Origin of the sequence: Marichromatium sp. AB32 (assembly GCF_003718675.1) — a bacterium.
Taxonomy (GTDB): Bacteria; Pseudomonadota; Gammaproteobacteria; order Chromatiales; family Chromatiaceae; genus Marichromatium; species Marichromatium gracile.
The window spans coordinates 1-21,211 of record NZ_RHFJ01000051.1 but is presented as its reverse complement, the minus strand read 5'-3'; the positions used below and the strand labels follow the sequence as shown (position 1 = coordinate 21,211).

16 protein-coding genes and 1 tRNA gene are annotated in these 21,211 nt (G+C 67.6%); 12 read left to right on the top strand and 5 right to left on the bottom strand.

Annotated features, from left to right (window positions below; genetic code table 11):
* The 3 genes from EBL85_RS17480 to pufA form a co-directional block, all read left to right on the top strand.
* A partial coding sequence (locus tag EBL85_RS17480; RefSeq protein ID WP_223806151.1) for a hypothetical protein occupies positions 1–241 on the top strand: 241 nt, incomplete at its 5' end.
* 301 nt (positions 242–542) lie between these two features.
* A complete protein-coding gene (locus EBL85_RS17475) occupies positions 543–680 on the top strand; it encodes a light-harvesting protein (protein WP_062278067.1) in 138 nt (45 codons plus the stop codon).
* Between the two features lie 25 nt (positions 681–705).
* A complete protein-coding gene (gene pufA / locus EBL85_RS13395; RefSeq protein ID WP_123140879.1) occupies positions 706–867 on the top strand; it encodes a light-harvesting antenna LH1, alpha subunit in 162 nt (53 codons plus the stop codon).
* A gap of 797 nt (positions 868–1,664) precedes the next feature.
* Here the strand turns inward: pufA and EBL85_RS13390 are convergent.
* Complete coding sequence (locus tag EBL85_RS13390; RefSeq protein WP_123143170.1) at positions 1,665–2,585, bottom strand: alpha/beta fold hydrolase; 921 nt, start codon at positions 2,583–2,585, stop codon at positions 1,665–1,667.
* A 167-nt stretch (positions 2,586–2,752) separates the two neighbouring features.
* On the opposite strand from EBL85_RS13390, the gene EBL85_RS13385 reads away from it, so the two are divergent.
* From EBL85_RS13385 to EBL85_RS13370, 4 genes are read left to right on the top strand one after another with little or no spacing between them, the layout of a single operon-like run.
* Positions 2,753–4,762 carry a TonB-dependent siderophore receptor gene (locus EBL85_RS13385; protein WP_223806150.1) on the top strand — a complete coding sequence of 670 codons (2,010 nt, stop codon included), beginning with the start codon at positions 2,753–2,755 and terminating at the stop codon, positions 4,760–4,762.
* 28 nt (positions 4,763–4,790) lie between these two features.
* Complete coding sequence (locus EBL85_RS13380) at positions 4,791–5,303, top strand: YfiR family protein (protein WP_123143168.1); 513 nt, start codon at positions 4,791–4,793, stop codon at positions 5,301–5,303.
* A 1-nt stretch (position 5,304) separates the two neighbouring features.
* The gene (locus EBL85_RS13375) at positions 5,305–7,680 is read left to right on the top strand and encodes an ATP-binding protein (protein ID WP_123140882.1); all 2,376 of its coding nucleotides are present in this window, start codon (positions 5,305–5,307) and stop codon (positions 7,678–7,680) included.
* Positions 7,681–7,692: 12 nt separating this feature from the next.
* On the top strand, positions 7,693–9,849 hold the full coding sequence (locus tag EBL85_RS13370; RefSeq protein ID WP_123140883.1) for a bifunctional diguanylate cyclase/phosphodiesterase: 2,157 nt from the start codon (positions 7,693–7,695) through the stop codon (positions 9,847–9,849).
* A 12-nt stretch (positions 9,850–9,861) separates the two neighbouring features.
* On the opposite strand, the gene EBL85_RS13365 is transcribed toward EBL85_RS13370, so the two are convergent.
* Both EBL85_RS13365 and EBL85_RS13360 read right to left on the bottom strand, forming a co-directional pair.
* Positions 9,862–9,938 (bottom strand) — tRNA-Arg (locus EBL85_RS13365).
* Positions 9,939–10,254: 316 nt separating this feature from the next.
* Positions 10,255–12,258, bottom strand: coding sequence for a UvrD-helicase domain-containing protein (locus EBL85_RS13360; protein ID WP_123143167.1), 2,004 nt, complete (start codon positions 12,256–12,258; stop codon positions 10,255–10,257).
* Positions 12,259–12,607: 349 nt separating this feature from the next.
* On the opposite strand from EBL85_RS13360, the gene EBL85_RS13355 reads away from it, so the two are divergent.
* The 4 genes from EBL85_RS13355 (at position 12,608) to EBL85_RS13340 (ending at position 16,652) form a co-directional block, all read left to right on the top strand.
* Complete coding sequence (locus tag EBL85_RS13355; protein WP_123143166.1) at positions 12,608–13,966, top strand: hemolysin family protein; 1,359 nt, start codon at positions 12,608–12,610, stop codon at positions 13,964–13,966.
* Between the two features lie 218 nt (positions 13,967–14,184).
* Positions 14,185–14,526 (top strand): DUF2782 domain-containing protein, encoded by a 342-nt coding sequence (locus EBL85_RS13350; protein WP_123140886.1) that lies wholly within the window; start codon positions 14,185–14,187, stop codon positions 14,524–14,526.
* A 178-nt stretch (positions 14,527–14,704) separates the two neighbouring features.
* Entirely contained in the window at positions 14,705–15,277 is a 573-nt protein-coding gene (locus tag EBL85_RS13345) for a TRAP transporter small permease subunit (RefSeq protein ID WP_123140887.1), read from the top strand.
* The gene (locus tag EBL85_RS13340) at positions 15,270–16,652 is read left to right on the top strand and encodes a TRAP transporter large permease subunit (protein WP_190288089.1); all 1,383 of its coding nucleotides are present in this window, start codon (positions 15,270–15,272) and stop codon (positions 16,650–16,652) included. Before EBL85_RS13345 ends, EBL85_RS13340 begins: the two co-directional genes overlap by 8 nt.
* Positions 16,653–16,735: 83 nt before the next feature.
* On the opposite strand, the gene EBL85_RS13335 is transcribed toward EBL85_RS13340, so the two are convergent.
* Both EBL85_RS13335 and polA read right to left on the bottom strand, forming a co-directional pair.
* On the bottom strand, positions 16,736–17,092 hold the full coding sequence (locus EBL85_RS13335; RefSeq protein ID WP_123140889.1) for a PilZ domain-containing protein: 357 nt from the start codon (positions 17,090–17,092) through the stop codon (positions 16,736–16,738).
* Between the two features lie 465 nt (positions 17,093–17,557).
* Positions 17,558–20,272: a DNA polymerase I gene (gene polA, locus EBL85_RS13325; protein ID WP_123143163.1), complete on the bottom strand. Its 2,715-nt coding sequence runs from the start codon at positions 20,270–20,272 to the stop codon at positions 17,558–17,560.
* A gap of 706 nt (positions 20,273–20,978) precedes the next feature.
* Here polA and EBL85_RS13320 point away from each other — a divergent pair.
* Positions 20,979–21,179 carry a DUF2892 domain-containing protein gene (locus EBL85_RS13320; RefSeq protein WP_062276366.1) on the top strand — a complete coding sequence of 67 codons (201 nt, stop codon included), beginning with the start codon at positions 20,979–20,981 and terminating at the stop codon, positions 21,177–21,179.
* Positions 21,180–21,211 lie beyond the last annotated feature (32 nt).

The window sequence follows — 21,211 nt, the reverse complement described above, 5'->3', positions numbered from 1 at the left end:
GAAGACAGGCGGCCACTGGCGGCTGGAGGCTGATGGCTGGAAGCTCTTCTCTCCTTTGCGTGCTTTGCGTGCTTTGCGTGCTTTGCGGCTTTGCGGTTCAATCTCCTGGCCGCTGGCCGCTGGCCGCTGGCCGCTGGCCGCTGGCCGCTGGCCGCTGGCCGCTTTCCCTTGCGATTGGTTTCTGCCCAGGGGGGGCTGTTGTAAATCGTTATTGACATTGCTTGGTGTCAATATAAGATGACATGCTCAAGATCTCAGAGCGGGTCCATCCGAACGCGCGAGACGTGTGCACGGGTGAGCCGCGCCAGCTGTCGCGGTCGGGGTCATGGCGTCTCCCTTAACGCATGATTGAGGCGGCGACATCATCTCTAACCCCTCAGGAGGCCACTGTGGCTGATCAAAAATCCTTCTCCGCTCCCAAGGGTGGCGCGGGCAAATCGCGCGGCGCGGCCAAGGCGGCCAACAAGCAGCAGGCACCCGCGAAGCAGCAGGCACCCGTGCAGCAGCAGGCAGCGCCGGCTCAGCAGGCTGCTCCTGCAGCCGTGCAGGCGAACACGTCCGGGATCACCGAGGCGCAGGCGAAGGAGTTCCACGAACAGTTCAAGGTGACCTACACCGCGTTCGTCGGACTCGCAGCCGTCGTGCACCTGTTCCTCATCGCGACCAAGCCCTGGTTCTGATCCCCCTCCGCAAGGACCAATCAACATGAGCGAAAACACCATGAAGCCGAGCAATCCCCAGGACGACTGGAAGATCTGGATGGTGGTCAACCCCGCGACCTGGCTGATGCCGATCCTCTACGCCGTGCTGGTGATCGCGCTGGCGGTGCACGCCGTCGTGTTCGCGGCCGGCTTCGGTTGGAACTGATCGCGCGCTGAGCCGTGCCTCGCCGCGCGCGGGGTCGCCGCTCCCAACGACCCCGACGGTCTGCGACCGTCGGGGTCGTTGTCGTTTGGAAGGGCGCTGACAGCTGTCAGCGATCAGCGATCAGAAGATTGAACCGCCAAGACGCGAAGCGATTCAAGCGACCAGCCATCAGCGGCCAGCCGCCAGTGTCGGTCTGCAGTCAACCTTGGCGGTACGAGACAAGTCTGCTCCTTTCGCTGGAAGCTGACAGCAGGAAGCCTTCTTGTCTTCGCGTTCTTCGTGACTTTGCGGTTCAACCTTCTGGCGGCTGGCAGCTGGCAGCTGGCAGCTGGCGGCTGATCGCCGGAAGCTGATTCGAATCGCAAAGACACCAAGGACGCAAAGAAAGCGGCCAGCCATCAGCGGCCAGCCGCCAGTGTCTGCTTGCAGTCAACCCAGGCGGTACGAGACAAGCCCGCGCCGCTCGCTAGAGGCTGACCGCAGGAAGCCCTTCTTCCCTTCGCGTTCTTCGTGACTTTGCGGTTCAACCTTCTGGCGGCTGATCGCTGGAAGCTGATTCGAATCGCAAAGACACCAAGGACGCAAAGAAAGCGGCCAGCCATCAGCGGCCAGCCGCCAGTGTCTGCTTGCAGTCAACCCAGGCGGTACGAGACAAGCCCGCGCCGCTCGCTAGAGGCTGACCGCAGGAAGCCCTTCTTCCCTTCGCGCCCTTGGCGGCTTTGCGGTTCAATCTTCTGGCCGCTGGCCGCTGGCCGCTGGCCGCTGGCCGCTGGCCGCTGGCGGCCTCTCCCCGCGTCTCAGGCGCTCGCCCAGAAGGTATCGAGCGCGGCGATGGTCGCCTCGGGACGCTCCCAGTGCGGCAGGCCGAGGTGCGGGGCCAGGGGCTCGCTGCGCCAGTTGGGGTGGTTGGCGATGAAGCCGGGCAGGGCGGCGAAGTCGATGTAGGGATCGCGGTCGGCGATCACCAGCACCGGCAGATCGGTGAGCCGGCCGTAGAGACGTTCGCGCGCCTTGCGGGTGAACAGCAGGGTGGAGAGGAAGTGGAGCGGTGCGTGATGGGCGCCGGGTTGGTGCGAGGTGGCGTGGGCGTAGTCGATCAGCGCCTGCGGCGGGGTGGCGGTGAAGGAGCGCCCGAGATAGTGACGGATGCTCGGTCGCGAGGCGACCAGGGCATAGAGCGCGCGCCCGAGCAGCGGCAGGGTGAGCACCCGGCGCAGGACCTGCCCGGTGCGCTCGCTGGGCAGTTCGCGCTCGCTGAAGCCGGTCGGCGAGATCAGCGTGAGCGAGGCGACGCGCGCCGGTGCGGTGAGCGCGGCACGGGCGGCGAACTCGCTGCTCAGCGACAGCGCCAGCAGGTCGGCGGGGGCGCCGACGACCTGTTCGAGGAACTCATGGATCGCGGTGGCGAACAGCTCGGGGGTATAGCTGCGCGCCGAGCGCTCCGAGTGGCCGAAACCGGGCAGCTCCAGGCTGTAGACCGGACGCTTGCCACGATAGTGCTCGAACAGGGGACGGAGTTCGTAGCTGCTGGGCGCGGCGTTGATGCTGTGGATCAGTACCAGCGGGCGTCCCGTTGCGGTGGTGTCGGCGTAGTAGGCAAGTCTGCCGCTGGCAGCCTGCAAGGTGCCGCGCTGGGCGTCGAGTGCGTCGCCCAGTGTTGCGCGTTGCGCGACGTGCAGGATATGCGGTGCGCTGGAGGATTGAACGGCGTTGCTCATGGGTTGCCTCTCGGGGTGATGTTGGCGATGGCCGGATCCTACCCGATGCGACGCCCGGACGTTTATAGTGCTGCTCGATAGCGGTCTCTTTGTCAGGAGCTGATGATGGCGCGGTTGCCAGAACACGGTGGAGGCAGTCTATGGCGATGCGGATGATGGCAGGATGGATGCTGCCCCTGCTGACATCCTTGCTGGTGATGCCGGTGCGCGGCGAGGACCTGACCGAACTCAGCCTGGAAGAGCTGCTCGATGTCGAGGTGACCTCGGTCGGCAAGAAGTCGCAGGCGCTCGCCGATGCCGCCGCCGCGGTGTTCGTGATCGGTGCCGAGGACATCCGGCGCAGCGGCGCGACGGCGCTGCCCGAGTTGTTGCGGATGGTGCCGGGGCTGCAGGTCAGCCGGCTCGACGCCAACAAATGGGCGGTCTCTGCGCGCGGTTTCAACGGTCGCTTCGCCAACAAGCTGCTGGTGTTGATCGACGGTCGTACCCTCTATACGCCGAGCTTCTCCGGTGTCTACTGGGAGCAGCAGAATCCGCTGCTCGAGGATATCGAGCGCATCGAGGTGATCCGCGGTCCGGGCGCGACCCTGTGGGGGGCCAATGCGGTCAACGGCGTGATCAATATCATCACCCGTTCGGCCGAGAATACCTTGGGCGGGCTGGCGAGCCTCGGCGCCGGCTCCGAGCAGCGGGCGATGGCGGCGCTGCGTTATGGCGCCGAGGTCGCGCCCGATACCTTCGCCCGGCTCTATGCCAAGTATCAGGACCATGACGCGCTGATCACCCTCGATGGTGACGGTGGTCGTGACGACTGGGACAGTGGTCAGGGCGGCTTTCGGGTCGATTCGCGGTTCGCCGACGGCAATCGTCTCACCTTTCAGGGCGATCTCTATCGCAGCAACCTGCGCCAGCAGCTCAACGTCCCCGCCCCCGAGGTGCTGCCGGAGCGCTATGTCGCGGTCGACGATCGCCTGCAGGCCAGCGGCGCGAATTTCCTGGCACGCTGGGAGCGGGCGCTGTCGGTCAGCTCGCAGGTGTCGCTGCAGCTCTACTACGACCATGTCGAGCGCGACGAGTACTATGTCTCGCAGCGCCACGACATCCTCGATGTCGAGTTCCAGCACCGGGTGATGCTGGGCGCGCGTCATGACCTGGTCTGGGGGCTCGGTTATCGGCATGTCGCCGACGACTTCAGTGGCGGCGTGCTGGTCGATCTCGACCCGGACGCCGAATCACGCGAACTCTGGAACGGTTTCCTCCAGGACGAGATCGATCTGGTGCCGGGGCGCTTGCACCTGACCCTGGGAAGCAAGTTCGAGCACAACGACTACACCGGGTTCGAGCTGCAACCCAACATCCGGCTGCTGTGGCACGCCACGGATCGCTCCTCGGTGTGGGGTTCGGTCTCGCGTGCGGTGCGCACACCGTCGCGCGCCGAGCGCAGCGCCGAGGTCTGGGCCCGGGTGATCGAGTCCGGGTTGCCGGGGTCCTGGCCGCAGTCGCTGGTGTTCGCCACCGCCGGCGACGACGACTTCGTCTCCGAGTCGCTGATCGCCTATGAACTGGGTTGGCGGCTGGCCCCATCGTCGCGGTTGAACCTGGACCTCACGCTGTTCTACAACGACTACGACGACCTGCGCTCCTCGGGCGACGGCGTGGTGCAGACCGGTGCCGATGGCGATGCGCTCTACTTCAGCCTGCCCTTCGACAACCAGGCCAGCGGGTCTGGTTATGGCGTCGAACTCGCCGCCGAGTGGCAGTTGCGCGAGTGGTGGCGGCTGGCGCTGGCCTATGGCTATCTCGAGGTCGAACTCGAGGTGCCGGAGACCAGTCTCGATCGCAGCAACGAGACCCTGGCGCGTGCCGATCCGCGCCAGCAGTTCTCGCTGCGCTCGTTGATGAACCCGCGCGAGGATGTCGACCTCGATCTGTGGCTGCGCTATGTCGATTCGAGTTACCCGCCGTTCGACATCGGTCGGTTCAGCGACAGCCGCATCCCCGCCTACTGGGAGCTGGATGTCCGCTTGGCCTGGCGCCCGCGCGCGGGTTTGGAGCTTGCCCTGGTGGGACAGAATCTGCTGAGTCCCGCGCATCCGGAAGGCTACCCGGAGGCCTTCGCAGCCTTGCCGCTGGAGGTCCAGCGCGGCGTCTATGCCTCGGTTCGTCTCGAGTTCTGAGCGCTCCTCTCGGCGCGCGGTTCGGCGCATGCGGCGTCGTTGCGGGACACTGATGGTCTCGATGCTGCTCTATGGCTCTGCGGTGTGCGCCGGCGTCGAGGAAGGCGAGTTGATGGCCGCCTATCTCTACAACTTCTCCAAGTTCATCCATTGGCCACCCCGCGCCGAGTCCCTGCATCTGTGCGTCTATGGACGCAGTGAGTCGGCTCAGGCGCTGGAGGCGCTGAACGGGAAGCAGGTCCAGGGACGGTCGATGACGGTGGTGCGCCGCTCGCGTGGCGAGTCGCTCGAGAGTTGCCACATCGTCTATGTCGCCGACTCCGAGCGTCCCTTTCTTGCCGCAGTGCTGAGATCGCTTGCCGGACGGCCGGTGCTCACGGTGAGCGAGATCCCCGAGTTCGTCGCCGCCGGCGGCATGGTGCGCTTCGTGCGCGTCGAGCGCAGGCTGCGCTTCGAGATCAATGCCGCCAGTGCGCGGGCCGCAGGACTCGGGATCAGTTCACAGCTGCTGAAACTGGCCGTCGACGTGGTGAGGGACTGAGATGAGACAGTGGCTGGAACGGCTCTCGATCCGCTACAAGCTGATGCTGCTGATGCTGGTGGTGGCGCTTGCGGTGTTGCTGCTCTCCGGGGCGAGTCACGGACTCAACCAGCGCCAGGTGCTGCAGCGCAGCGCCATCGACGAGCTCAATGCCCTGGGCGACATGCTCGCCTACAACGTCGCCGCGGCACTGACCTTCGATGATCCCGAGGCCGCGGCCCGGACCCTGGCCGCGCTCGCCGATCGCCCGCAGCTGCTCGGGGCCTATGTCTACGACCTCGACGGCGGGCTGTTCGCGCGCTACCCGCCGAGTGCCGAGCCCTTGCCGCCGGACGAGTACGGCCCCGGCGGCAAGGGACACCCGGGGATCGGCATCGAGCCCGATCATCTGCACGTGGTGCGCGCCATCGTCATCGACGACGAGGTCATCGGCCATGTCCATCTGCTCGACACCCCCGCGCGGGTACGTGCGGCGCTCAACCGCTCGCTGGCGATCAGCGCGCTCACCCTGATCGCGGCGGTGGTCGCCGCGCTGCTGCTGGCGCACTGGCTGCAACGACTGGTCTCGGCGCCGATCCTCTCGCTGACCCGGGCGATGGAGCGGGTCTCGAGCGCGCGTGACTACGGCGTGCGGGTGAGCGAGTCGCGTGGCGACGAACTCGGTTCGCTGGTCCACGGCTTCAACGACATGCTCGACCAGATCCAGCAGCGCGATCTCAGGCTCGAGAGCTATCGGGAGGATCTCGAGCGTCAGGTGCATGCGCGTACCCGCGAACTCGAGCATACCGTGGCCGCGCTGGCCGAAGCGCGCGATCGTGCCGAGGCGGCGAGCCGGGCCAAGAGCGACTTCCTCGCCACCATGAGCCACGAGATCCGGACCCCGATGAACGCCGTGCTCGGCATGGCCGAGCTGCTGCGCAAGAGCGGTTTGAATGCCCGTCAGATCCGCTTCGCCGAGACCATCCAGCGCTCGGGCGAGGCGTTGCTCGAGATCATCAACGACATCCTCGACTTCTCCAAGATCGAGGCCGGGCGGCTGAGCCTGGAGCGTTACGACTTCGAGCTGCGGGCACTGATCGAGGGCACGGTGCAGCTGTTCGCCGAGTCGGCGAGCATCCAGGGGCTGCGGCTCGAGACCGAGCTGCCCGAGGACCTGCCGGTGCGGGTCAACGGTGATGGTGCGCGGTTGCGTCAGATCCTGATGAACCTGATCGGCAATGCGGTCAAGTTCACCGCCGCCGGCGAGGTCCGGGTACGCGCGCTGACCCGGCAGCGGGCGCATGGTGGACTGATCCTGGTGGTGACCGTCAGCGACACCGGTCCCGGCATCGATCCGACGCAGCAGGAGGACATCTTCGAGGCCTTCGCCCAGGGCGACGGCTCGATCACCCGCGACTACGGCGGCACCGGGCTGGGGCTGGCGATCTGTCGCCAGCTGGCGCGGATGATGGAGGGCGATATCCGGGTCGACAGCGCTCCGGGGCGGGGCGCCGCCTTTACCCTCGAGGCGCGGTTCGACGAGGCCTGCGGTCGAGTCCCTCCCGGTATACTGGAGACCGGCCGGGTCGAGCACGAGCCCGAGCCCGACCCGAACTCGACCCTGCGCGGCCGGGTTCTGCTCGTCGAGGACAATCCGGTCAACCAGGAGATGGCGACGCTGATGCTCGAGGACCTCGGGCTCGAGGTCATCATCGCCGATAACGGAGAGGAGGCGGTCAAGGCGTTTGCCCACGATGCGTTCGACCTGGTGCTGATGGACTGCCACATGCCGGTGATGGATGGGTTCAGCGCCACCGCAGCGATCCGTCGACTCGAAGGCGAGCAGCGGCCTGCTTCATCGGTCCCGATCATTGCGCTCACCGCCAACGTGCAGAAGGGGATCGAGCAGCGTTGCGACGAGGCCGGCATGAACGGTTATCTGAGCAAGCCCTTCTCCCAACGCCAACTTGCCGCGCGCATTGCTCCCTGGGTCGTCGCCAGGTCGCCGGAGGCGGGAGGCGGGGGTGGGGGGGGGGGTGGGGCGCCGCCACTGCTCGATCCGGCGGTACTCGACTCGATCCGGGCATTGCGTCGTGACGGTCGGCCCGATCCGCTCACCAAGGTGATCGGCCTGTATCTCGACAGCGCCCCGAAATTGATGTCGGAGCTGCGCCAGGGGCTGGAGAGTGACGCCGCCGAGCTGGTCCAGCTTGCCGCGCATACCCTCAAGTCGAGTAGCGCCAACCTCGGCGCTCACGGCTTCGCCGCGACCTGTCGCGTCCTCGAACGGCTCGCCCGCGCTGGCGCATTGGATGAGGCAGGCGGTACCCTCGCCGCAGCCGAGGCCCAGTTCCGAGAACTCGTCGCCGCGCTCGAGCGGCTGCAGCGCGACTCCTGAGGATATCTTCCGATGCGTCCACATCTCGCCGTCTCTCCGATCCGCGTGCTGCTCGTCGACGATGACGTCACCTCGCGCTATCTGCTCGCCGAGGCCCTGGAGCAGTGCGGCATGGAGGTTGTGGAGGTCGATGGTGGCGCGCAGGCGCTCGCCTGGGTGGCCGCCGAGGGGCTGCCCGAGATCGTGTTGCTCGATGTGATGATGCCGGGCCTCGACGGCTTCGAGACCTGTACGCGGCTGCGTGCGCTTCCCGGGGGGGACTATCTGCCCATCCTGATGATGACCGGTCTCGACGACGAGGGCTCGATCGAGCAGGCCTATCGAGCCGGGGCGACCGATTTTGCGGTCAAGCCGATCATCGCTTCGGTGATGGTGCACCGCATTCGCTACATGGTGCGTGCCGGTGAGGCCACCGAGGCGCTGTTGCTCAGCGAGCGGCGTCTCGCCGCCGCGCAACGGATGGCGCGGATCGGTGACTGGGAGTGGCTCCCCGGTGAGGGACGGATACGCTGGTCGGCACAGGCGCTCGAGATCCTCGATTGCACGCTCGCGAGGGATGTCTGTGGCCTCGAGGCCCTGGTCGAGCGGGTGCCGCTCGATGAGCGCGATGCGGTGATCGACTGGTTCGCGCATCTCGAACGGTGCGATCGCGATGCCGAGCTGCACCACCGGGTGCTGACCAGCGGGGGCGAGGTGCGCCATCTGCGTCAGTTCGTCGAGCCCTCGCATTCCGTGGCGCCTGGCGGCGTCTGCTGCTATGGCGCGGTCCAGGACATCACCGCGCTGCAGGAGGCTCAGGCCAGCATCCATCGGCTCGCCTTCTTCGACACCCTCACCGGACTGCCCAACCGGGTGCTGTTCCAGCAGCGTCTCGAGCAGGTGCTGACGGTGATGCACCGACGCCGCCATGCCTGTGCGCTGGTGTTCCTCGATCTCGACAACTTCAAGCAGATCAACGATACCCTGGGGCACCATCTCGGCGACCTGCTGCTCAAGACCGTCGCCGAGCGCCTGTCTGCGAGCCTGAGCGTCAGCTGGTCGAAGACCTGCGAGGCCGATCCCGATGCGCAGCAGTGTCTGGCGCGCCTCGGTGGCGACGAGTTCGCGCTGCTGTTGCCCGATGTCGGCGGGGTGCGTGGTGCGATCCGGGTGGTGCGTCAGCTGCAGCGCGATCTGAGCGAGCCGCTCGAACTCGACGACACCACCGTGGTGGTGACCCCGAGCATCGGCATCACCCTGTTTCCGCAGGATGCGCAGAACGCGACCGACCTGCTGCGCAACGGCGACCTGGCGATGTATCAGGCCAAGCGCTCCGGCAAGAACACCTATCGGCTGTTCGACGTCAGCATGAACGATGACATGCGCCAGCGGATGCGGATCGAGAACGCCTTGCATCAGGCGCTCGCCAAGGACGAGTTCGCCCTGCACTACCAACCGCAGGTGGATCTGCACCGTGGTGAGGTCAGTGGGGTCGAGGCATTGTTGCGTTGGACGCATCCGGAGCTGGGCGCGGTCTCGCCACAGTTCTTCATCCCGGTGGCCGAGGAGAGCGGACTGATCCTGCAGATCGGTGACTGGGTGCTGCGCCAGGCCTGTCTACAGCTGGCGCGCTGGCGTGCCCAGGGGGTGTTCATCCCGCGGGTGGCGGTCAATGTCTCGGCCAACCAGTTCGCGCGTCCCGGCTTTTCCGAGCGTGTCGCCCAGGTGCTGCGCGAGAGTGGACTCGATCCGACCTCGCTGGAGCTTGAGTTGACCGAGACGGTGCTGATGAATCAGCCCCGGGAGACGGTGACCACCCTGCGCGCGCTCAAGACCATCGGGGTGCAGTTGGCCGTCGACGACTTCGGTACCGGCTATTCGAGCCTGAGCTATCTGCGCCGCTTCCCGATCGGCCGGCTGAAGATCGACAAGTCCTTCCTGGTCGATATCGAGCGTGACCGTGACAATGCCGCCATTGCTCAGGCGGTGATGGCGATGGCCGAGACCATGGGGCTGAAGGTGACCGCGGAAGGGGTGGAGCGTCACTCGCAGCTCGAACTGCTGCGCGCGCATCATTGCGACGAGGTGCAGGGGTTCCTGTTCAGTCGTCCGGTTGCGCCGGCGACGATCCCCGAGATCTGCCAGGCGATCCGCATCATGGCCGCAACGGCAAGCGAGGAGCTGGAGTAGGGGAGAGGGAGTTGGCGCGCCCGGCAGGATTCGAACCTGCGACCCCAGCCTTCGGAGGGCTGTACTCTATCCAACTGAGCTACGAGCGCGTGGGAGATACGATAGACGCAGAGGCTCTATCGAGAGAGCGATTATGACGAATCTGCCCGCGTTCGTCAAAGGGCGCCGCCGGCGACCAGTCACCAGCTATCAGCCGCCAGCCGCCAGCGGGCGCGATCACCCGACGGCGGTGTGGACCCGCGCCGTCTGTGGCCTCACGCCGACATCACACATCATTCACTTTGCGTGCTTCGCGGCTTTGCGGTTCACGACCAGCCACCGCCCGTCGCCCACGCAACCCTGACGGTCCCATACCACCGCTCGCTGCCCGCACCCACTGACGGCTGACGGCTGGTCGCTGGCGCGCTAGGACCCGAGCATCTCCTTGAGCATGTCGAGATGGCTGCGGCCGCGCGCCTTGCTGCGTTCGGGGTCGGCCTTGGGGCCGCCCTCCCAGATCAGGTCGTCCTCGGGCAGTTCGGCGAGGAAGCGGCTGGGTTCGCTGCGCACCCACTCGCCGTAGCGCCGGCGGCGGCGCGCCAGGGTGAAGGTGAGGCCGCGCTGGGCGCGGGTGATGCCGACATAGGCCAGACGGCGCTCCTCCTCGATGGTGTCCTCCTCGATGCTGGTGCGGTGCGGCAGCAGCTCCTCCTCCATGCCGACCAGGAAGACGTGAGGGAACTCCAGCCCCTTGGCCGCGTGCAGGGTCATCAGTGAGACCCGGTCGCCGCCTTCCTCCTCGTCCTGGCGTTCGAGCACGTCGAGCAGGGCGAGGTGGGCGACCAGGTCGCCCAGTCCGCGTCTGCGTTCGGTGTCGCGGTGCAGGGTACCGAGCCATTTCAGCAGGTCCTCGACGTTCTCGTAGCGGCGCTCGGCGACCTGCTGGCTGGAGGCGTTCTCGCGCAACCAGGTAGGATAGTCGATACGCTCGACCAGGGTGCGCAGGGCCGTCGGCGGGTCGCCGGCGGCGGCGCGCGCCTGCTCGCGGATCAGCGCGGTGAAGGCGCCGAGCCGGTCGCGCTGGCGCGGGTTGAGGTGTTCGGCCAGGGCCGGGTCGGCGCAAGCGGCGAACAGGCTGGTGCCCTCGGCGCGGGCGTGGGCGGCGAGCCGCTCCAGGGTGCTCGGGCCGATCTCGCGGCGCGGGGTGTTGACCACGCGCAGCAGCGCGGCGTCGTCCTCGGGGTTGGCGAGCAGGCGCAGATAGGCCATCACGTCCTTGACCTCGGTGCGGGCGAAGAAGGAGGTGCCGCCGCTGAGGAAGTAGGGGATGTCGTGGACCCTGAGCGCCTGCTCGAACAGCCGCGCCTGATGATTGCCGCGATAGAGGATGGCGATGTCGCCGAAGGCGACGCGCTCGGCGTGGTGGAGATGGAGGATCTCGGCGGTGACCCGCTCGGCCTCGTCGCGCTCGTCGCGACAGCGCAGTACGCGCGCCGGCTCGCCGGGACCGAGTTCGCTCCACAGCCGCTTCTCGAACACATGCGGATTGTTGGCGATGAGGGTGTTGGCGAGCCCGAGGATACGGGCGCTGGAGCGGTAGTTCTGCTCGAGCATGATGATCTCGAGCCGCGGGTAGTCCTCGCGCAGCCGCGCCAGGTTCTCCGGGCGGGCGCCGCGCCAGGCATAGATCGACTGGTCGTCGTCGCCGACCACGGTGAAGGCGCCCTCGGGGCCGGCGAGCAGCCGCACCAGCTCGTACTGGGCGCCGTTGGTGTCCTGGTACTCGTCGACCAGCAGATAGCGGATGCGCGCGCGCCAGGCCTCGCGCACCGGCTGGCACTCGGTGAGCAGCCGCGCCGGGGCGAGGATCAGGTCGTCGAAGTCGACCGCGTTGTAGGCGCGCAGGCTGCGCTCGTAGTCGGCGTAGAGTCCGGCGAGCTCGGCCTCGAAGGTGTCCTCGGCGCGGCTCAGTGCCTCGGCCGGGCCGATGGTGTCGTTCTTCCACCGCGAGATGCGCTGCTGCAGCGCGCCCGGGGCGATGCTGTCGGGCGCGCGCGATTGGCGCAGGTGCTCCTTGAGCACCGATTCGACGTCCTGGGCGTCGAGCAGCGAGAAGCCGGGGCGCAGCCCGGCCGGCTCGGGATCGCGACGCAGGATCTCGAGTCCGAGGGTGTGGAAGGTCGAGATCGCCAGGCCGCGGGTGTCGGTGCCCTGGAGCTGCTGGCCGATGCGCGCGCGCATCTCGCGCGCGGCCTTGTTGGTGAAGGTGACGGCGCGGATGTGGCGCGGCTTGAGGCCGCCGTGGTCGATCAGATGGGCGATCTTGCGGGTGATCACCCGGGTCTTGCCGGAGCCGGCGCCGGCGAGCACCAGCAGGGGGCCGTCGGTATAGCGCACGGCCTGACGCTGTCGGGGGTTGAGTCCGCTCATGGGGTGGGGCGTGCCGGGTTGGTCAACGCATCATTATGCCCCAGGGCCCCGGCGCGATGGGGCGCGGGTGACAAGCGAAGGGGCTTGGGCGATGATTGGGCGCGTCATCACCGCGTCAGGAGCCGAGCGGGGCGAGTCCTCGTGCCATGATCATCGTCCGCCGTATCCGGCGCCCGCCGATGCGTCACCATCCGAGCGCCGCGCTCGCCACCGGGTGCCGGCGTCGGCGCCGCGCCCGGCGGCTCGTTGCGCGTCCCGGCCTGACCTCCCCGATCCGTCCGTGTCATGCATCCAGGTCGACCGCGATCGGCGCGGACCGGATGCCCTCATCCCGTCTGCCCGAGGCCTCATGGAACTGTTACTGCTGACCGCCCTGATCCTGCTCAACGGCGTCTTCGCCATGTCCGAGATCGCGCTGGTGACGGCGCGGCGCGCGCGACTCGCACGCCTCGCCGGGGATGGCGACCGCGCCGCCCAGGTCGCCATCGAGATCGGTGAGGATCCGACCCGTTTCCTCTCGACCATCCAGATCGGCATCACCTCGATCGGTATCCTCAACGGCATCGTCGGCGAGGCGGCGCTGGCCGGGCCGCTCGCCGTCTGGCTGCAGACGCTCGGGGTCGAGCAGGCGAGCAGCGAGGTCGGCGCCACCGTGCTGGTGGTGATGGTGATCACCTATGTCTCGATCGTGATCGGCGAGCTGGTGCCCAAGCGCATCGGTCAGCTCGACCCCGAGGGCATCGCGCGACTGGTGGCGCGACCGATGAACCTGTTGGCCAGCGCCTCGCGTCCGTTCGTGTTCATGCTCTCGCGCTCGACCGCGCTGACCCTGCGTCTGCTCGGCCAGCGCGAGTTGGTCTCGCCGACGGTGACCGAGGACGAGATCCAGGCGCTGCTCGAGGAGGGCTCGCAGGCGGGCATCATCGAGAAGGTCGAGCACGAGATGGTGCGCAACGTCTTCCGCCTCGACGATCGGCCGATCAGCTCGCTGATGACCCCGCGCTCGGAGCTGGTGTGGCTCGATCTGGAGCGCCCGCTCGATGAGAACCTGGCGCGCGTGGCACAGGCCGAGCACTCGCGTTTCCCGGTCTGTCGCGGCGGCTTCGGTGACGTGCTCGGGGTGATCGGCGCCAGACAGCTGTTCGTCCAGCAGCTTGCAGGAGGCGCGATCGACCTCACCCGCGACCTGCAGGAGCCGCTCTACGTCCCCGAGTCGCTCAATGCCATGGAGCTGCTCGGTCAGTTCCGCGACTGCGGTACTCATCTCGCCTTCGTGGTCGACGAATACGGCGAGGTGCAGGGCATGGTGACCCTGCATGATCTGCTCGAGTCGGTCGCCGGGGAGTTCCATGCGCTCGGTGACGAGGACGATGCCTGGGCGGTGGAGCGCGAGGACGGCTCCTGGCTGCTCGATGGTCTGATCCCGGTGGTCGAGCTCAAGGATCGTCTGGGGTTGCGCACCGTGCCCGAGGAGGAGCGCGGGCGCTATCACACCCTCTCGGGGATGATGATGTGGCTGCTCGGTCGCCTGCCGGCGACCGGTGACGTCGCCCACTGGGAGGACTGGCGCCTGGAGGTCGTCGACCTCGACGGCAAGCGCATCGACAAGGTGCTGGCCAGCGCCTGCCCGGCCGCGTCCGAGACCTCGCCCGATGAGGCCGCTCCTGTGAACGGGGAGACGGGCGGCGATGACACGAAGACGGATTGAGCCAACAGTGGGCAGCGACCAGCGGTCAGCCGCCAGCCACCGGCGGCCAGCTGGCAGTGACCAGCGGAGCGGGTCTCTGCCGCGACCGTTGAGTGGGCCACCCGCTGGAGGCTGACGGCTGGAGGCTGACGGCTGCTGGTTAGCCGCCGATCGCGCACGCGGTGGGCGTTTCGTAATACCATTGGGGCTTCGTATACGCCGAGGAGAAGGGTGACGACGTGAAGAGGTTGCTCGCGATCATCGTCCTGGCCGTGATGGCCGGGACGCTCCATGCCCAGGAGCCGGATGCGTCCGGTGGTGGTTTCCTGGAGGTGCCGACCGTCGTCCCCTCGCCGGTCACCGGCGAGGCCGTCGAACCCGACATCACCATCCGCGAGGACGGCGATGCCGTGGTCTACGAGTACCGGGTGCGCGGCGCCCTGTACATGGTCAAGGTCCAGCCCCAGGTGGGACCGCCCTACTATCTGTTCGATACCGATGGTGACGGGGTGATGGACGCGCAGGACAGCTCGCCCGACAACCTCGCCGTCCCCCAGTGGGTACTGTTCCGCTGGGATTGAGCGGCTGAGCCCCGGCCCCTGGATGTGGCCGGGGCTCCGTGCTGACCGGACGCCTCGCTTCGTCTTCGTCTCATCCCCGCCCCTGGTGTCGTCCTGACCCCGGGGGGTTCGATCGTCCTGTAACGCATGGACGCGAGCGCGCGACGGGCTCGTGTCTCCGAAACCGAAAAACCGACAGATGAACAATCACTCTGCAACCCGTGCGGCGCGTCTGCTCGCCCTCGCCGATCGGGTCGAGCGCACGATCCGGCGCATCGGCGAACTGGTCGCCTGGCTGGCGCTGGCGATGGTGCTGGTCACCTTCACCGTGGTGGTGCTGCGCTATGTCTTCGATCTCGGCTGGATCGCGCTCCAGGAGTCGGTGACCTATCTCCACGGGCTGATGTTCATGCTCGCCATCGCCTACACCTTCGGCGCCAACGGTCATGTGCGGGTCGATATCCTCTACCAGCGCTGGTCGCGGCGCACCCGCGCCTGGATCGACCTCGGCGGCACCCTGCTGCTGTTGCTGCCGGTGTGCGGCTTCATCCTCTGGCTCGGCTGGGACTACGTGGCCGAGTCGTGGCGGGTGCGCGAGGCCTCGCGCGAGGCCGGCGGACTGCCCGGGGTCTATCTGCTCAAGACACTGATCCTGGTGATGCCGGCGTTGCTGCTGGCCCAGGGGTTGAGCTATGCGCTGCGCAACGCGCTCTATCTCGCCGGTGTCGACTCGGCACTGCCCGCCAGCGAGGGGGAGAGCGCCCGTGTCTGAGCTGATGCCGTTGTTTCTGTTCATCGGGGTGGTGGCGGTGCTGCTGCTCGGCTATCCGGTGGCGCTGTCGCTCGGCGGCACCGCGCTCGCCTTCGCGCTCGCCGGCGAGGCGCTCGGCTGGTTCGACCCGAGCTTCCTCGAAGCGCTGCCCAACCGGCTCTACGGGGTGATCACCAACGAGACCCTGATCGCTGTGCCGCTGTTCGTGTTCATGGGGGTGATGCTCGAGCGCTCGCGCATCGCCGAGCACCTGCTCGACACCATGGCGATGCTGTTCGGCTCGGTGCGCGGCGGTCTGGGGATCTCGGTGACCCTGGTCGGCATGCTGCTGGCGGCGAGCACCGGCATCGTCGGGGCGACCGTGGTCACCATGGGGCTGTTGTCGCTGCCGGTGATGCTCCGACGCAACTACGACCCGGCGGTGGCCGCCGGCACCATCTGCGCCTCCGGCACCCTGGGGCAGATCATCCCGCCCTCGATCGTGCTGGTGCTGCTCGGCGACGTGCTCTCCTCGGCCTATCAGCAGGCGCAGCTGGAGATGGGGGTGTGGTCGCCCGACACCGTCTCGGTGGGCGATCTGTTCGTCGGCGCACTGGTGCCGGGGTTGTTGCTGGTCGGGCTCTATCTGCTCTACCAGATCGGTCTGGCGGTCGTCCGTCCCCAGGCGGTACCGGCGATCCCCGCCGAGGAGCGGCCCGCCGGTCGTGGCGAGCTGGCGCGTCGCGTGGTCTCGGTGCTGCTGCCGCCGTTATTGCTGGTGGTGGCGGTGCTCGGCTCGATCCTCGGTGGTCTGGCGACGCCGACCGAGGCCGCCTCGGTCGGCGCCGTCGGTGCCATGGTGCTCGCCGCCGCGCGCCGTCAGCTGTCGCTGACGATCCTGCGCGAGGTGGTGCGCCAGACCGCGACGGTCACCAGCATGGTGTTTCTGATCTTCATCGGCGCGGCGATCTTCTCGCTGGTGTTCCGCGGCTTCCACGGCGACGACCTGGTCACCGAGTTCCTCACCGGGCTGCCCGGCGGCGTGGTCGGCGCGGTGGCGGTGGTGATGCTGGTGATGTTCCTGCTCGGCTTCATCCTCGACTTCATCGAGATCACCTTCGTGGTGGTGCCGATCGTCGGTCCGGTGCTGCTGGCGATGGGGCTCGATCCGGTGTGGCTGGGGGTGATGATCGCGCTCAACCTGCAGACCTCCTTCCTCACTCCGCCGTTCGGCTTCTCGCTGTTCTATCTGCGCGGCGTGGCGCCGCCCGGCGTGGGCACGGCGCAGATCTATCGCGGGGTGCTGCCCTACATCCTGATCCAGCTGGCGATGCTGGCGATGCTGGCGTTGTGGCCGGCGCTGGCGACCTGGCTGCCGGGGCTGATCTACGGCTGAGGCCGATCCCGGGCACCCTGACCATTCAGCCCCGCGAGGGCTGAACAGGGTGGGGTCGGAGCAGGGAGGGGTGGTGAAGGGGCTCAGTAACTGCTGACGTGCAGTCGAGCGGTGGCGGCGGACGCCTGGGCGGGGAACTTGGCGGCGGGGCGACGCGGCAGATCCTGGTAGAGGGCGTTGTGTTCGTCGCGGAACATCACCCCGACCCCGCCGCCATGGTGATGGACCACGATCGCCGGTATCAGCCAGTGACGACCGAGCGCCTGGAACTCCAGCTCGATCAGGGTGCCGGTGGGCAGGGTGACGTTGCGGACATCCAGGAACATGCCCTGGCTGGACAGGTTGCGCGCGGTGGCGCTGCAGAAGCGGCGCTTGCGGTAGAGGATCTGGACCTGCAGATCGATCGGCAGGCGCGCGCAGTAGCGGCGTTCGACGGACATCGCTGAGCGACTCCATAGGGTTGATGGTCAGGCCATCTTAGTCAGCGATCTTGACGGTGCCGTGACCGGCGAGCTCGATCGCCGGTTTCAGCTCTCAGCTGCCAGTCGCCAGCTTCCAGCTTCCAGCTTTCAGCCTCCAGTCGGGCGGGCTGGCGCACATGAGCAGCGGTTGAGGGGCAAAGACGCTCTTTCGTGTTTGCGGTTCACAATTTGCTGGCCGCTGGCCGCTGGCCGCTGGCCGCTGGCCGCTGGCTGCTGGCTGCTGGCTGCTGGCTGCTGGCCGCTGGCTGCTGGCTGCGCCCCAAAAAAAACCCCCGACGGCCCAGGGGGAGAGGGCTGCGGGGGAGTCGCTTCCCCGGCGAGGGCTGCCGGGCACTGGGCCGCTCCCAGGGGGGGAGAAGCGGCCTGTATCGCACACGTCGGTTGTGACCGACTATTTTAGTCGGAGTTCCCGCCGGTTGCGTTTCAGTGCGCGGCCTGCCAGTTCTCGCCCACGCCGATGTCGACCACCAGGGGCACGTGCAGCTCCGCGGCCTGCTCCATGGCGACGCGGATCCGTGCCCCGACCGCCTCGACTGCGTCGGCGGCGACCTCGAACACCAGCTCGTCGTGGACCTGCATGATCATCCGTGCCGGCGGTCGCTCGCGCTCGATCCAGTCGTCGAGGGTGATCATCGCGCGCTTGATGATGTCGGCGGCGCTGCCCTGCATCGGCGCGTTGATGGCGGTGCGCTCGGCCGCGGCGCGGCGGTTCTGATTGCGGCTGGCGATCTCGGGGAGGTGCAGGCGGCGACCGAACAGGGTCTCGACATGACCGTCCTCGTGCGCCTGGGCGCGGATGCGCTCCATGAAGGCATGCACCCCGGGGTAGCGCTCGAAATAGCGATCGACATAGTCCTGGGCGGCGGCGCGGCCGATGCCGAGCTGGCGCGCCAGGCCGAAGGCCGACATGCCGTAGATCAGCCCGAAGTTGACCGCCTTGGCCGAGCGGCGCTGCTCGGCGTCGACCGCCTCGGGGGTGATGCCGAGGATCTCGGCGGCGGTGGCGCGATGGATGTCCTGACCGCTGGCGAAGGCGGCGAGCAGACGCTCGTCGCCGGAGAGATGGGCCATGATGCGCAGCTCGATCTGCGAGTAGTCGGCGGCGATCAGCAGGTTGCCCGGCTCGGCGACGAAGGCGCGGCGGATGCGCCGTCCCTCCTCGGTGCGGATCGGGATGTTCTGCAGGTTGGGGTCGCTCGAGGACAGCCGACCGGTGGCCGCGACCGCCTGATGATAGGAGGTGTGCAACCGCCCGCTGTCGGGGTCGACCAACTGCGGCAGCTTGTCGGTGTAGGTCGAGCGCAGCTTGGCCAGACCGCGGTGTTCGAGGATCAGCCGCGGCAGCTCGTGGCCCTCGGCGGCGAGCTGTTCGAGCACCGACTCCGAGGTCGAAGGGGCGCCCTTGGGGGTCTTGGCCACCACCGGCAGCCCCAGCTCGTCGAACAGGATGGCGCCGATCTGCTTCGGCGAGCCCATGTTGAAGGGCCGTCCGGCGACCTCGTGGGCCTGGGTCTCGAGCGCCTGGATGCGCACGGCGAGGTCCTGGCTGTGCGCGGCGAGCTGCTCGCAGTCGATGCGCACGCCGTGGCGCTCCATGCGCGAGAGGATCGGCACCAGCGGGATCTCCAGGTCGCGATAGAGGGCCGCCAGTCCAGCCTCGCTCTCCAGCCGGGACCACAGGTGTCGGTGCAGGCGCAGCGTCACCTCGGCGTCCTCGGCGGCATAGGGGCCGGCCTGTTCGAGTGGGATCTGGTCGAAGGTGAGCTGCTTGACGCCCTTGCCGGCGATGTCCTCGAAGGCGATGGTGTCACAGTCGAGATAGCGCTTGGCCAGCGAGTCCATGTCGTGTCGCCCGGCGGTGCTGTCGAGCACATAGCTCTCGAGCATGGTGTCGTGGGCGATGCCGCGCAGGGTGATGCCGTGACGCGCCAGCACGCTCATGTCGTACTTGAGGTTCTGTCCGACCTTGGCGCGTTCGGGGTCCTCGAGCAGGGGCTTGAGTTCGCCGAGCACCCAGTCGCGGTCGAGCTGCTCCGGGGTGCCGGGGCAGGTGTGGGCGAGCGGGACATAGGCCGCGGCGCCGGGCTCGGTGGCGAAGGAGACGCCGACGATCTCGGCGCGCATGTAATCGAGCGCGGTGGTCTCGGTGTCGAAGGCGAACAGCGGCGCGGCGCGCAGCCGCTCGACCCAGTCGAGGAACCCGTCGCGATCGAGCACCACCTGGTAGTCCGCCGCCGCGCCCTGTGGGGCCTCCGGCGCGGTCGGCGCCGGGGCTGTCGGGTCGAGGCGGTCGAGATCGGCGAGCAGCTTGCGCGACTCGATGCGCTCGAACCACTCGCGCAGCCGCTCGCGATCGGGCGTCCCCGGCACCAGTTCGGTGGGACCGAGCGGCAGCGCGACGTCGCACTTGATGGTGGTGAGCTGGCGTGACAGCGGCAGCTGGTCGAGCGCGGCGCGCAGGTTGTCGCCGACCTTGCCCTTGATGGCGGCGGCGTTTGCGATCACCCCATCGAGGTCGCCGTGGGCGGCGAGCCACTTGACCGCGGTCTTGGGTCCACACTTGGGCACCCCGGGCACGTTGTCGACGCTGTCGCCCATCAGGCTCAGGTAGTCGACGATGCGCGCCGGCGGCACGCCGTACTTCTCCTCCACCCCGGCGGCGTCGAGCAGGGCGTCGGTCATGGTGTTGATCAGGTGCACCTGGTCGTCGACGAGCTGCGCCATGTCCTTGTCGCCGGTCGAGATCAGGGTGCGGATGCCGGACTCGGCGGCCTGGGTGGCAAGGGTGCCGATGACGTCGTCGGCCTCCACCCCGGGCACGCACAGCAGCGGCAACCCCATGGTCTCGATGATGGTGTGCAGCGGTGCGATCTGTTCGCGCAGATCCTCGGGCATCGGCGGGCGATGGGCCTTGTAGTCGGCATAGAGGTCGTTGCGGAAGGTCTTGCCGCTGGCGTCGAACACCACCGCGAGATAGTCCGGTCGGTAGGTCTCGATGAGCTTGCGCAGCATGTTGAGCACGCCGATCAGCGCCCCGGTCGGTTCCCCCCGCGAGTTGGTCAGCTTCGGCATGGCGTGATAGGCGCGGAACAGATAGCTCGAACCGTCGACCAGGATCAGGGGGTAGGGTGCTGCCATGGATGGGATCTCTCGCGAGTCAGGGTGGATCGGGGCGAAGACGGTAGCATAGCTCGCGCTTCGGACCGCCGGGAGATTGAACCGCCAAGACACGAAGAGCGCGAAGATGAGGAAAGGCTTCCAGCCGCCAGCCTCCAGTGAGGGGGCAGGGTTGTCTCGTCGCGTCGCGGTTAACCGCATACCGACACTGGAGGCTGTTTGCTGAAGGCTGGTCGCTTTCTTCGTGTCCTTTGGGTCTTTGCGGTTCAATCCCCTGGCGGCCGCCCTCAGTCTCGTAGGTTGGGTTAACCGTCCGTCCACCATGCCATCGACGAATCTGCGGCGTTCGTCGACGGTCAACCCAACATCGGGGCTGGTGGCTATCAGCTGATCGCTGGAAGCTGCTTCGAACCAGCCAAGGCACCAAGGACGCGAAGGGGGGGCGAGCGATTGGTTAGCCGCCAGGGCGCATCACTGGCCGCTGGCGGCTGATCGCTGGTCGCTGGTCGCTGGTCGCTATCGGTCCGATCGCTCGGATCGATGGGTATACCTAGTAGGTGTGGGTCTATAATGGCCGCGCAGTCAATGCTATGGTGGTGCAGGGATGACCACCAGGGTCGCAGACCTCGGGTCTGTGGCCCATGTCGCGGGGGAAAGCGAGCCGGAATCCTGGTCATGCGCTGCCCCGCATTCGGCTCGTCCAAGCTTGCAATACAGGAGTTGACTCATGAATTTGCCCAAGAACGTTGGCAAGACCGATCGTAATTTCCGCCTCGCCGCCGGCGGCGTGCTGGTGCTCGGCGGTATCGCCAGCGGCAGCTGGATTCCCAGTGCCATCGGTCTGGTGGTGCTCGCGACCGGTTTCCTCGGCACCTGCCTGGCCTACGTGCCCTTCCACATCAACACCTGCAAGGAAGGCGAGGAGTAAGGCGCTCTCGCCCCGGGCCCGGATTCGCCCTG